This is a genomic window from Starkeya nomas, assembly GCF_902703545.1.
In the GTDB taxonomy this organism is placed as follows: Bacteria; Pseudomonadota; Alphaproteobacteria; order Rhizobiales; family Xanthobacteraceae; genus Ancylobacter; species Ancylobacter moscoviensis.
The window spans coordinates 78,663-90,950 of the sequence record NZ_CACSAS010000001.1 but is presented as its reverse complement, the minus strand read 5'-3'; the positions used below and the strand labels follow the sequence as shown (position 1 = coordinate 90,950).

The 12,288-nt window shown below is 68.0% G+C and carries 11 protein-coding genes; 4 read left to right on the top strand and 7 right to left on the bottom strand.

Translation table 11 applies throughout. The annotated features are described in order from the left end of the window. Nucleotides 1-145: 145 nt before the first annotated feature. The 3 genes from STARVERO_RS00430 to STARVERO_RS00420 form a co-directional block, all read right to left on the bottom strand. Nucleotides 146-1,999 carry an extracellular solute-binding protein gene (locus STARVERO_RS00430; RefSeq protein WP_159601487.1) on the bottom strand — a complete coding sequence of 618 codons (1,854 nt, stop codon included), beginning with the start codon at nt 1,997-1,999 and terminating at the stop codon, nt 146-148. Nucleotides 2,000-2,031: 32 nt separating this feature from the next. After that, the gene (locus STARVERO_RS00425) at nt 2,032-3,849 is read right to left on the bottom strand and encodes an extracellular solute-binding protein (protein WP_200837888.1); all 1,818 of its coding nucleotides are present in this window, start codon (nt 3,847-3,849) and stop codon (nt 2,032-2,034) included. Between the two features lie 289 nt (nt 3,850-4,138). Continuing rightward, entirely contained in the window at nt 4,139-4,774 is a 636-nt protein-coding gene (locus STARVERO_RS00420; RefSeq protein ID WP_159597524.1) for a c-type cytochrome, read from the bottom strand. A gap of 217 nt (nt 4,775-4,991) precedes the next feature. Here STARVERO_RS00420 and STARVERO_RS00415 point away from each other — a divergent pair, with 217 nt between their 5' ends. Next, nucleotides 4,992-5,768 (top strand): 3-deoxy-manno-octulosonate cytidylyltransferase, encoded by a 777-nt coding sequence (locus tag STARVERO_RS00415; RefSeq protein WP_159597523.1) that lies wholly within the window; start codon nt 4,992-4,994, stop codon nt 5,766-5,768. After that, nucleotides 5,765-6,616 (top strand): prephenate dehydratase, encoded by an 852-nt coding sequence (locus STARVERO_RS00410; protein ID WP_159597522.1) that lies wholly within the window; start codon nt 5,765-5,767, stop codon nt 6,614-6,616. Before STARVERO_RS00415 ends, STARVERO_RS00410 begins: the two co-directional genes overlap by 4 nt. 103 nt (nt 6,617-6,719) lie before the next feature. Here STARVERO_RS00410 and fabI read toward each other — a convergent pair whose 3' ends face one another. From fabI to fabA, 3 genes are all read right to left on the bottom strand, one after another. Continuing rightward, nucleotides 6,720-7,559, bottom strand: coding sequence for an enoyl-ACP reductase FabI (fabI, locus tag STARVERO_RS00405; RefSeq protein WP_159597521.1), 840 nt, complete (start codon nt 7,557-7,559; stop codon nt 6,720-6,722). A gap of 28 nt (nt 7,560-7,587) precedes the next feature. After that, nucleotides 7,588-8,811 carry a beta-ketoacyl-ACP synthase I gene (gene fabB, locus STARVERO_RS00400; RefSeq protein ID WP_159597520.1) on the bottom strand — a complete coding sequence of 408 codons (1,224 nt, stop codon included), beginning with the start codon at nt 8,809-8,811 and terminating at the stop codon, nt 7,588-7,590. A 64-nt stretch (nt 8,812-8,875) separates the two neighbouring features. Then, nucleotides 8,876-9,382: a 3-hydroxyacyl-[acyl-carrier-protein] dehydratase FabA gene (gene fabA, locus STARVERO_RS00395; protein ID WP_144342085.1), complete on the bottom strand. Its 507-nt coding sequence runs from the start codon at nt 9,380-9,382 to the stop codon at nt 8,876-8,878. A gap of 453 nt (nt 9,383-9,835) precedes the next feature. On the opposite strand from fabA, the gene irrA reads away from it, so the two are divergent. After that, a complete protein-coding gene (irrA, locus tag STARVERO_RS00390; protein WP_159597519.1) occupies nt 9,836-10,366 on the top strand; it encodes an iron response transcriptional regulator IrrA in 531 nt (176 codons plus the stop codon). A gap of 115 nt (nt 10,367-10,481) precedes the next feature. Here the strand turns inward: irrA and STARVERO_RS00385 are convergent, their stop codons facing one another. After that, nucleotides 10,482-11,018: an SH3 domain-containing protein gene (locus STARVERO_RS00385; RefSeq protein ID WP_186291845.1), complete on the bottom strand. Its 537-nt coding sequence runs from the start codon at nt 11,016-11,018 to the stop codon at nt 10,482-10,484. Between the two features lie 257 nt (nt 11,019-11,275). On the opposite strand from STARVERO_RS00385, the gene STARVERO_RS00380 reads away from it, so the two are divergent. Continuing rightward, a complete protein-coding gene (locus tag STARVERO_RS00380) occupies nt 11,276-12,277 on the top strand; it encodes a 2-hydroxyacid dehydrogenase (protein ID WP_159597518.1) in 1,002 nt (333 codons plus the stop codon). The last annotated feature ends 11 nt before the right edge of the window (nt 12,278-12,288 follow it).

Genomic DNA, 12,288 nt, shown 5'->3' with positions numbered 1-12,288 from the left:
GTTCGAAGAAAGCCGCCATCCCGGCCGCAGAACTCCCTCTCCCCGTCGGGGTGAGGGGCCTTCGACGCTCCGCAGCCTTGTCGCCTTTCACCGACCCGCTTCGCGAGCCACTTCTCCCCGGTGGGGAGAGGAAAGAACAGCGCGCTCACCCTGCCGATCTCCCGCGTGCCGACCAGATCTCGGGGATGGCGCGGGCGAAGGTCGGGCGCGGCACGGAGGGCCAGGCGAACTCGTCCCAGAAGGCGATGCGGAACTCGGCCGAATACCATTGCGGGACCCAGTAGCGCCCCGCCCGCAGCCGGCGGTCCAGCACCCGGCAGGCCGTGCTCAGCTCCGCGCGCGTCGGCGCGGCGATCACCTTCTCGATCAACAGGTCGACCACCGGGTCGGAGATGCCGGACAGGTTGTTGGAGCCCGCCGTCTTCGCCGCCGTCGCCCCGAAATAGTTGCGCAGCGATTCCCCCGGCACCGTGGAGACCGAGAAGCGCCGCACCGTGGCGTCGAAGTCGAAATCGTTGAGCCGGCGCTGGTATTGCGGGGAATCGACGAGGCGGAAATGGGCCTCGATGCCGAGCAGCTTGAGGTTCTTGATGAAGGGCGCGGTGTGGCGCTCCAGCCCGTTCTCGTCGTCGAGGAACTCCACCGTGAAGGTCTTGCCCTCGGCATTGGTCAGCCGGCCGTCCCTGATGACCCAGCCGGCCTCCTTCAGGAGCTGCGCGCCCTTGCGCAGCAGGGCGCGATCCTGGCCCGAGCCGTCCGAGACCGGCGGGGTCCACGGCACGCCCTTCAGCACGGCGGCATCCCCGGAGCTGATGCGCTCGCCCAGCGCGTCGATGAGCGCGCTTTCCTCGGGGCCGGCGGGGCCTTCCGCCTTCAGGTCCGAATTCTCGAAGAACGACGTCGTGCGCCGGTAGGCGTCGAACATCAGGTTCTTGTTGGTCCACTCGAAGTCGAAGGCATAGGACAGCGCCTCACGCACGCGTGGATCGGAAAACTGCGGCCGGCGGGTGTTGAGGAACCAGCCCTGCGCGCCGGACGGCGTGCGGTCGGGCAGGATCTCCTGCTTCACCCGTCCATCCTTCAGCGCCGGGAAATTGTAGCCAGTCGCCCAGGTGCGGGAGGTGAATTCCTGCCGGAACAGATAGGCCCGCGCCTTGAAGGCCTCGAAGCCGACCTCGCGGTCACGGAAATACTCGTAGCGCACCACGTCGAAATTGTTCGCGCCGGCATTCACCGGCAGCCCGGCGGCCCAGTGGTCCTTGACGCGCTCATATTCGATGAAGCGGCCCGGCTCGAAGCGCCCGACCTTGTAGGGGCCGGAGCCGAGCGGCGGCTCCAGCGTGCTCTCGTCGAACGGCCGGGCGCTGTAATAGGCCTTGGAGAAGATCGGCAGCGAGGCGGCGAAGAGCGGCACGTCGCGCGCCCGCGACGGGGCGAAGCGCACCACCGCGATCTCCTCGCCCTCCGCTTCCGCGCCTTCCATGTCGCGCAGGTTCTGCCCGATGATCGGGTGCCCCTTCGCCTTCAGCAGGTTCAGCGAGAAGGCGACGTCCTCGGCGGTGAGCTTCGAGCCGTCGTGGAAGCGCGCCTCGGGGCGCAGGCGGAAGCGGTAGACGGTGCCGTCCGGCGAGATCGCCACGCTCCTGGCCACGAGGCCGTAGATGGCGTCCGGCTCGTCGAAGGCGCGCACCATCAGCGTGTCGAAGACGAGGTCGATGCCCTGCGCGCCGTCGCCCTTGAGAATGAAGCCGTTCAGCGAGTTGAAGGTCTGGAAGGACTGGTTGAAGGCGGCGGTCGGGCCGACCTGCGAGAAGGTGCCGCCCTTGGCGGCGTTCGGGTCGACATAGTCGAAATGGGTGAAGTCGGCGGGATACTTCAGGTCGCCGAAGGCCGAGAGCCCGTGGCGTTCGGCCGTTGCGGGCGTCGACGGGGCCGCCTGGGCGAGGGCGCGGCGCGGCGCGGCGAAAGCCGCACCCGCGCCGGCCGTGAGGACGAGCATCTGACGGCGGCTGAAACCGTCTTTCGCCGCGCTCACTGCGTGCCCCCGGTCTGCGCCGCCTTCTGCGCATCCCACCACCAGATGTCGGGGAAGCCGAAGGAATATTGCGGCAGCTTCTCGGGATGGCTGAAGCGGTTCCAGCGGGCGGTGCGCGTGTTCGGGTAGTTCCAGGTCGGGATCACGTAGTCATGCGCCAGCAGCACGCGGTCGAGCGCCCGGGTGGCGGCGACCAGCTCGTCGCGGCTGGTGGCGTAGATCACCTTCTCGATCAGTGCGTCGATGCCCGCGTCCTTGATGCCGGCATAATTGCCCGAACCCTCGCGGTCGGCCGCCGCCGTGCTCCAGAAATCGCGCTGCTCGTTGCCCGGCGAGAGCGACTGGCCCCAGCCGGTGATGATCATGTCGAAGTCGCGCGCGCGCAGGCGGTTGATGTATTGCGAGACGTCGACCTGGCGGATGTTCACCGTGATGCCCAGCCGCTCCAGCGTCGGCTTGTAGAACAGCGCCACGCGCTCGAAGGCCGGGTTGGCGAGCAGGATCTCGATGGTCAGCGGCTCGCCCTGCGCGTTGACCAGCTTGCCGCCCTTCACCTCGTAGCCCGCTTCGCGCAGCAGCTTCGCCGCCTCGCGCAGATTGGCGCGGCGCACCTCCTCGCCGCCATCCGGCGGGTTCTGGTAGGGCTGGGTGAAGACGCTCGCCGGCACCTTGTCCTTCACGCTTTCCAGAATCTCCAGCTCCAGCCCCTGCGGCAGGCCGGAGGAGGCAAGCTCGGTGTTCTGGAAGAAGCTGGCGGTGCGCTTGTACTGGCCGAAGAACAGCGTGCGGTTCATGCCGTCGAAATCGAGCGCGTAGTTCAGCGCCCGGCGCACGCGCTGGTCCTGGAACTTCGTGCGCCGCAGGTTGGGGATGAAGGCCTGCATGGAGCCGGAGGCGCGGTCGGGGAATTCCTCGAGGATCACCTTGCCGGCCTTGACCGCCGGGAAATTGTAGGCGGTCGCCCAGTCTTTGGCGGAGGTCTCGACCCGGAAGTCGTACTGGTCGCCCTTGAAGGCCTCGAGCTCGACCGTGCCGTCGCGGAAATACTCGTAGCGCTGCTCGGCGAAATTGTTGGTGCCGATGTTCACCGGCAGGTCCTTGCCCCAATAGTCCGGCACGCGCTCGAAGGAGATCGCGCGGCCGGGGGTGACCTGCTTCACCTTGTAGGGGCCGGAGCCGAGCGGCACTTCCAGCGTGCCCTGGCTGATGTCGCGCGGCTTGCCGTTGGCGTTCGTGCCGGTCCACCAGTGCTTGGGCATCACCCGGATCTGGCCGACGATCTGCGGCAGTTCGCGGTTGCCGGCCTGGTCGAAGGTGAATGTCACCTCGCGCTCGCCGGTCACCTCGGCCTTCTTCACATGGCTGTAGTAATAGGCCTGGCGCGGGTTGTTCTTGGTGAGCTGCTCGAACGACCAGACGACGTCCTCCGCCGTCACCGGCTGTCCGTCGTGCCACTTTGCCTCGGGGCGCAGGCGGTAGGAGACCGAGGAATAGTCCGCCGGATAGCTCACCGCCTCCGCCAGCAGGCCGTATTCCGTGGCCACCTCGTCGAAGGCCGACGCCATCAGCGTGTCGTAGATGAGCTGGAGCCCGCCGGCCGGCGTGCCGCGCGGCACGATGTCGTTGAGCGAATCGAAGGTCCCGTCGACGGAGAGCCGCAGCAGGCCGGTCTTCGGCGCGTCCGGGTTCACATAGTCGAAGTGCTTGAAGCCCGCGGGGTATTTCGGCTGCCCCATGAGCGACAGGCCGTGCCGCCACTCGGGCGTTCCTGCGGCGGCCGGGGTGCCGCTTTCCTGCGCCGTCGCCGGTCCCATCAGCAGCCCCAGCCCGAGAAGGGCGGTGCCGAGCGCCAGACGCGCCCGCGTCAGGGGAGGCCGCGTGGCGCGGCTGCCGGGCGCGAAGATGTCGGGGCGGCGGGGCGAGGCTTGCATGCACTGATCCTTTTCGAACGTCGAATACGCGACGCGCATCCGTGCCACATTACCGGACGCGCGCAGCTTCGCGACGATTATGAACGGCCAGGTTCCGAAAAGAATAAGGCCGGGGCGCGAAGCGCCACCGGCCTGACGTGATCGTGAAAGCGCGCGCCGGAGCGCGCCCGTGTCACGGATTGGCGGGAGCCGCCGGAGCGGGCTCGCCGGTCGGGGCAGGCGCGGCTTCCGGGGCCGCCGGCTTGGCATCGGCCGGGGCGGGCGCCTCGCCGGCCGCGGGCAGCGGCTGCGGGCTGTGGGAGAGCGTATTGAGATAGACCAGCAGGTCGGCGCGGTCCGTCTCCTTCGCGATGCCCGCGAAGCCCATGGCGGTGCCGGGGACGGCAGCCTTGGGGTTTTTGATGAAGTCGTTCAGCGTTTCAAAGGACCAGTCGCCACCATGCCCCTTCAGGGCGGCGGAATAGGCGAAGCCCTCCGCGCTCGCGACGGGACGGCCGACGATGCCGTAGAGGTCCGGGCCGACCTTGGCGCCGGCGCCCTCGACGAAGTTGTGGCAGGCCGCGCACTTCTTGGCCTGGGCGGCGCCGCGCTCGCTGCTGGCCGCGCCGAGGAGCTGGGCGATCGGCACATCGGCCGGAGCGGCGGCCTGGGCCGCGCCGGAGGACGCTTCCTGCACCGCGATCTCGAAGCCGGGCTTTTCCGGTGGGGGGTTGTAAAACAGCATGTCGGAGAACACGCTCAGGCCCAGCGTGAAGGTCGCCACGCTCAGCACCGCACCTGCAATCTTGTTCAGCTCGAAGCTGTCCATCGAAATATTCGCTCCCTCACCCGGCGTGGCAGCCGTCCGGCCGGCCGCCGACACCCCGCGCGCAATCTATCAGCCGCCCATATCGACCGCCAATGGCGCGCGGAACTAATCATTTTGACGGTTGGCGTGCAACCCGTATAAGCGCGCCGCGGTGCTACGTTTCGCCACCCGCCCGGCGGATGGCGGGCGGCGTTCATGACGATGGCAAGGCTTTGAAATGTCTTCCCCGGACGTGTTCCAGGACACTCTTATACTTATCCCGGCCCGCATGGCTTCCACCCGGCTTCCGGGCAAGCCGCTCGCCGATCTCGGTGGCCGGCCGATGATCGTCGAGGTGGCGCGGCGTTCCGCCGCGGCGGATGTGGGCCGCGTGGTGGTCGCGACCGACGACGAGGGTGTGCGCGCGGCGGTGGAAAAGGCGGGATTCGAGGTCGTCATGACCCGTGCCGACCACACCACAGGATCGGACCGAATCTTCGAGGCGCTGGGCCATATCGATCCCGCGCGTCGCGCCAGCCGCATCATCAATGTGCAGGGCGACCTGCCGACGCTCGACCCGGCGCTCATCCGCGCCGCCATCGACCTGCTGGACGATCCGGCGGTGGACATCGGCACGCTGGCGGCCGAGATCACGGTCGCGGCCGAACGCACCAATCCGAATGTGGTGAAGGCGGTCGGTAGCCCGCTGTCGCCGGCCCGGCAGCGCGCGCTCTACTTCACCCGCGCCACCGCGCCCTATGGCGAGGGGTCGCTGTTCCACCACATCGGCCTCTATGCCTATCGCCGCGCGGCGCTGGAGCGCTTCGTCGCGCTGCCCCCGTCGCCGCTCGAGCAGCGCGAGAAGCTGGAACAGCTGCGGGCGCTGGAGGCCGGCATGCGGATCGACGTCGCCATCGTCGATACCGTGCCGCTCGGCGTCGACACGCCGGAAGATCTGGAAAGGGCGCGCGAAATCCTCGCGCGCGAATCGAACCCGTCGAGGAAGCCGTCATGACCACCCGCCGCACCATCGTCTTCCAGGGCGAGCCGGGCGCGAATTCCCACATCGCCTGCCGGGAGGTCTACCCCGACTACGAGGCCGTGCCGTGCCCGACCTTCGAGGACGCGTTCGCGGCCCTGCAGAACGGCGAGGCCGATCTCGGCATGATCCCGATCGAGAACTCGGTCGCCGGGCGCGTGGCGGACATCCACCACCTGATGCCGACCTCCGGCCTCACCATCGTCGGCGAGTTCTTCCTGCCGCTGTCGCACCAGCTCATGGCGGTGAAGGGCGCGAGCCTCGCCACGGTGAAGAGCGTGACCAGCCACGTCATGGCGCTCGGCCAGTGCCGCAACATCATCCGCAAGCTCGGCCTGAAGTCCGTCGTCGGCGCGGATACGGCCGGCGCGGCGCGGCTGGTGGCGGAGGCCGGCGATCCGACGCAGGCGGCCATCGCCTCGCGTCTCGCGGCGGAGATCTACGGCCTCGACATCATCGCCGAGAACATCGAGGACGAGGCGCACAACACCACGCGCTTCGTCATCCTCGCCAAGGACGGGGAATGGGCGGCCTCCGGCAACGGTCCGACCGTCACCACCTTCGTGTTCCGCGTGCGCAACGTGCCGGCGGCGCTCTACAAGGCGCTGGGCGGCTTCGCCACCAACGGCGTGAACATGGCGAAGCTGGAGTCCTACCAGCTCGATGGCGAGTTCTTCGCCACGCAGTTCTACGCCGATGTCGACGGCCATCCCGACGACCGCTCGCTGAAGCTGGCGCTGGAGGAACTGGCCTTCTTCTCCAAGGAGCTGCGCATCCTCGGCGTCTACCCGGCGCATCCGTACCGGATCGCGCTGCGGGCCTAGCTTCCCGGACGAGCGGCCCTGCGTCCGGCCCGAATGCGAATGCCCGGCACGAGGCCGGGCATGTCGTTCGTCGGGAGGTGAGGGCGGCGGCCAGTCGCCGCGTCTACTCCGCCGCGACGTCGCCGCCGGCGGCGCGTTCCTCGGCATCCTCGATGGTCTTCAGCGCGTCCGGGTGGGGCATCGAGATGATGTTGTAGCCGGAATCGACGAAGTGCACCTCGCCGGTCACGCCGGAGGAGAGGTCGGAGAGCAGGTAGAGCGCGGCGCCGCCGACCTCGTCGATGGTGACGGTGCGGCGCAGCGGGGCGTTGCGCTTCTGGTAGTTGAACATCAGCCGCGCATCGGCGATGCCCGCGCCCGCCAGCGTGCGGATCGGGCCGGCGGAGATGGCGTTCACGCGCACCCCCTGCGGGCCGTAATCGGCGGCGAGGTAGCGCACGCTCGCCTCCAGCGCCGCCTTGGCGACGCCCATCACGTTGTAGTTCGGCATCACGCGGGTGGAGCCGCCATAGGTCAGCGTGATCAGCGAGCCGCCCTCCGGCATCAGCGCCGCCGCCCGCTTGGCGAGCTCGGTGAAGGAGAAGCACGAGATTACCATGGTGCGCGTGAAATTGGCGCGCGTGGTGTCGGCGTAGCGGCCCTTCAGCTCGTTCTTGTCGGAGAAGCCGATGGCGTGGACGAGGAAGTCGATGCCGCCCCACTTCTCCTTCAGCGCCGCGAACACGGCGTCGACCGAATCGAGGTCCTCCACGTCGCAGGCGAGCATGGTGTCGCTGCCGAGGCTTTCGGCCAGCGGCTTCACGCGGCGCCCCAGCGCCTCGCCCTGATAGGTGAAGGCGAGTTCTGCGCCCTGCGCCGCCAGCGTCTTGGCGATGCCCCAGGCGATGGAGTGGTCGTTCGCGACACCCATGATCAGGCCGCGTTTTCCCTGCATCAGGCTCATGCTCGATGTTCCTTCCGCTCGGGTCCGATCACGCGGCTTCCGGGTGCTGCAGCACCAGCACCGCATTGGCGCCGCCGAAGCCGAAACCGTTGGAAAGCACGCGGGAGAGCTTCGCGTTGTCGATGCGCTCGCGCACGATCGGCATGTCGGCGAAGGCCGGATCCAGTTCCTCGATATGGGCGCTCGCCGAGATGAAGCCGTTCTGCATCATCAGGATCGAGTAGATCGCCTCGTGCACGCCGGTTGCGCCCTGCGAATGGCCGGTGAGCGACTTGGTGGCCGAGATCGGCGGCGCCTTGTCGCCGAACACGGCACGGATCGCCTCGATCTCCTTGAGATCGCCGATCGGCGTCGAGGTGGCGTGCGGGTTGATGTAGTCGATGCCGCCCTTCACGTCCTTCAGGGCCAGCTTCATGGCGCGTGCTGCGCCCTCGCCGGAGGGGGCGACCATGTCAGCGCCGTCCGAGGTCGAGCCGTAGCCGATGATCTCGGCATAGATGCGCGCGCCGCGCGCCTTGGCGTGCTCCAGTTCCTCGAGCACCAGCACGCCGGCGCCGCCGGAGATGACGAAGCCGTCGCGGTTCTTGTCATAGGGACGGGAGGCGACCGCCGGGGTGTCGTTATAGTCGGAGGACATCGCCCCCATGGCGTCGAACAGGCAGGAGAGCGTCCAGTCCAGGTCCTCGCAGCCGCCGGCGAAGACGATGTCCTGCTTGCCCCACTGGATCTGCTCGGTGGCGCTGCCGATGCAGATGTTGGTGGTGGCGCAGGCGGCGGAGATCGAGTGGTTGATGCCCTTGATCTTGAACCAGGTCGACAGCGTCGCCGAGGCGGTGGAGCCCATGGCCTTCGGTACGGCGAAGGGGCCGACGCGCTTGGGGCTGCCGTTCTTGCGGGTAATGTCGGCGGCCTCGACGATGGTGCGGGTCGAGGAGCCGCCCGAGCCCATGATGATGCCGGTGCGCTCGTTGGAGACCTCGTTCTCCTCGAGGCCGGAGTCGCGGATCGCCTGCTCCATGGCGACGTGGTTCCACGCCGTGCCGCCACCGTGGAAGCGCATCGCGCGCCGGTCGACGATCTCGCTGGCGTCGAGCTGCGGGGCGCCGTGCACCTGGCTGCGGAAACCGAGCTCGGCATATTGCTCGGCGCGGCGGATGCCGCTCTTGCCCTCGCGCAGGGAGGCCAGAACCTCCTGCGTGGAGTTGCCGATGGACGAGACGATGCCCATTCCGGTTACGACAACGCGGCGCATAGGCTTCCTTTCCTTAAAAACAGGCGAGGGGACGCCGCGTGCGGCGCCCGGTCGATTCCGGCGCTCAGGCCTGGAAGAGGCCGACCTTCAGGTCGTTCGCCCGGTAGATCACTTCGCCGTCCGCTTCCACCCAGCCGTCGGCGATGCCGAGCACCAGCTTGGAGCGCATGACGCGCTTGAAGTCGATACCGTAGACCACCTTCTTGACGGTGGGCAGGACCTGTCCGGAGAACTTGATCTCGCCCGCGCCGAGCGCCCGCCCGCGCCCGGGAGCGCCGAGCCAGCCGAGATGGAAGCCGACCAGCTGCCACAGGGCGTCGAGGCCGAGGCAGCCCGGCATCACCGGGTCGCCGAGGAAGTGGCAGGCGAAGAACCAAAGGTCCGGCTTGATGTCGAGCTCGGCGCGCACATGGCCCTTGCCATTGGGGCCGCCGTCCTCGGAGATTTCGGTGATGCGGTCGAACATGAGCATCGGCGGCGCCGGAAGCTGCGCGTTGCCCGGCCCGAACAGTTCCCCGCGCCCGCACGCGAGCAGCTCCTCGTAGCTGAAGCTCGTCTGCCGCTCGACCATCGTATCGGTGTTACCCACGCTTGCTACTTTCTTTGCCTTGAGCGGTCGTGCCGCCTAACCCTGTCCCGCGCGGCCCCGCCGCCGATCCCTTTCGACGGACGTTACGGGCTTGCCCCCCAACGGACCACCGATCGCAGGGCGCTTCCTATCACAGCGTCCGGCGCACTCAAAGCCGCCGCGCCTGCCCCTGCGACACTCAAAATGTCACGGGCGTGACGGCGCCCGGGCCCCGCCGGCGGCGGGCCCCGCGCCGGCCTCACATTGGAACAATTACGATTATCGGTCGCGATATTGCCCCGGCGCTTGCCGTGCAGATATAATGCCAGATGAAAAACGCAACGTAGGCGAGGCTCCGGTTGCGGGGCCGGCAGCGGTGCATAACTTATGTGGAACGGCGGCGCGTGAGCCCGGAAGGGGTGCGCAAGGCCGGTTCACCTTGGTCTGGAATACGAGATGAGCGAAGGCTTTCGCCCCCATAACGTAGCCATTTCCCGCATGGTGGTCGAGGACGACGAACCGGTTCTTCCGGTTGCTCGCCTGCGCGACAGCGCGGGTACGAGCCGCACCGGCTGCCCGTTCCACGACGTGCGTCACATGCTGCGCGACGTCGGCCTGCGTCCCACCCGCCAGCGCCTCGCGCTCGGCTGGCTGCTCTTCGCCAAGGGCGACCGTCACGTCTCGGCGGAAATCCTGCACGAGGAAGCCATCAAGGCGCGCTTCCCGGTCTCGCTCGCCACCGTCTACAACACGCTGCACCAGTTCACCGAGGTCGGGCTGCTGCGCGAGCTCGCGGTGGACGGCTCGAAGACCTATTTCGACACCAATCCGTCGGACCACCACCACTTCTTCCTCGAAGGCGAGAACAACCTCGTCGACATCCCCAGCACTTCGGTCGAGGTCGAGCGCATTCCCGAGCCGCCGGAAGGCTACGAGGTGGCGCGCGTCGACGTGGTGGTGCGGCTGCGCCCCAAGCGCCGCTCCTGACACGCGGCCCGCTACGGACTTCGACGAGACATCGCGAGATTGAAAAAGGCCGGTCCTGCGACCGGCCTTTTTCATGTTCTCCGAGCTTGGGAGGCTCGATGGAGCAGGCCGCGCCTTACTCCACCTTTTCGCCGGGATAGACGCCCCACAGGCGTTCCTGCTCGACGAAACCCTCGAAGTCCTTGTCGAAGAAGTGGCACCATTTGCCGTCGCACTGCTCGACGCGGCCGAGTACGCCGGGCTCCAGCTTCGCCTTGACTGAGGAGGAGGTCGACGGCTCGGAATGCAGCGGAGCGGGCTCGCCGCCCTTCCACGGGCTCACCAGCGCGGTGCGGCGGCTGGACAGCATGGAATGGTAGACCCAGCCTTCCGCCCCTTCCGAATCGCGGATACGGCGCCAGGTCTCGAATTCGGCGGTGATTTCGACCGGCAGGCCGGCGCGGGTGAACACCCAGGCCACGCCATGGTCGCGCGTGGGGCCGGAGCGGACATTCACCTTGTCGGCCTTCAGGCTCACGAAGCGGGGCACCGGCAGGCCGCTCGTGCGGCCCACGGGCCCGGTCGATTCGGCCGGAGCCGACTGCTGGGCGCTCGCCGGCATGCCCGGCGACAGACCCGCCGCGAGCAACCCGAACGCCAGAACACACATCATTTCCCGCAGCTTCGACCTGTCCCGAAGCCAGTCCTTACGCATCACCTTGATCACCCATTCGCCCCACCGGGAGCGGCGCCAGCCAGCGGTCCTGTGCTGCGGCGCAATCCTTGAGACACGCCCTGCACCGGAAATCGGTGCATTTTTGTGTTTCGCGGACCCGTCTGCTAATGAACGCCTCGCCCGGTTGGCGCGAGTGTGGAACCCGTAGCGTTAACGGGAGCTTGATTGCGCCGGGGATTCGCACGGGGAGCAACATGGCCCGCAAAAAACCGCTGGTCGTCGTGACACGCAAGCTGCCCGACAAGATCGAAACCCGCATGCGCGAACTGTTCGACGCCCGTCTGAACGTCGACGACGTTCCGATGACGCAGGCGCAGCTCGCCGAGGCGATGGCGACCGCGGACGTGCTGGTGCCCGCCATCTGCGACCGCATCGACAGCACCGTCATCGAGGCCGCCGGGCCGAACCTCAAGCTGATCGCCAATTTCGGCAACGGCGTCGACCATATCGACGTCGCCGCCGCCAATGCGCGGGGCATCGCCATCACCAATACGCCGGGCGTCCTCACCGAGGACACGGCCGACATGACGATGGCGCTGATCCTCGCCGTGCCCCGCCGCCTGACCGAGGGCGCGGCGCTGATCACCAGCGACGACGGCACCTGGCCCGGCTGGTCGCCGATGTGGATGCTCGGCCACCGCATCTGGGGCAAGCGGCTCGGCATCATCGGCATGGGGCGCATCGGCCAGGCGGTCGCCCGCCGCGCCCGCGCCTTCGGCCTGCAGATCCACTATCACAACCGCCGACCGCTCCCCGCCCATATCGAGGAGGAGCTGGAGGCGACCTATTGGGACAGCCTCGACCAGATGCTGGCCCGCATGGACATCCTCTCCATCAACTGCCCGCACACGCCCGCAACCTTCCACCTGCTCTCGGCCCGCCGGCTCAAGCTGGTCCGGCCCGACGCCTACATCGTCAACACCGCGCGCGGCGAGGTGATCGACGAGCACGCGCTGATCCGCATGATCGAGAACGGCGAACTCGCCGGTGCCGGGCTTGACGTGTTCGAGCGCGAGCCGGCGGTGAGCCCGAAGCTGCTGAAGCTCGCCCGCGCCGGCAAGGTCGTCCTGCTGCCGCATATGGGCTCGGCCACGGTGGAAGCGCGCATCGACACCGGCGAGAAGGTGATCGTGAACATCAAGGCGTTCATGGATGGCCACCGCCCGCCGGACCGCGTGCTGCCGGCGATGCTGTGAGGCGCGCGCTC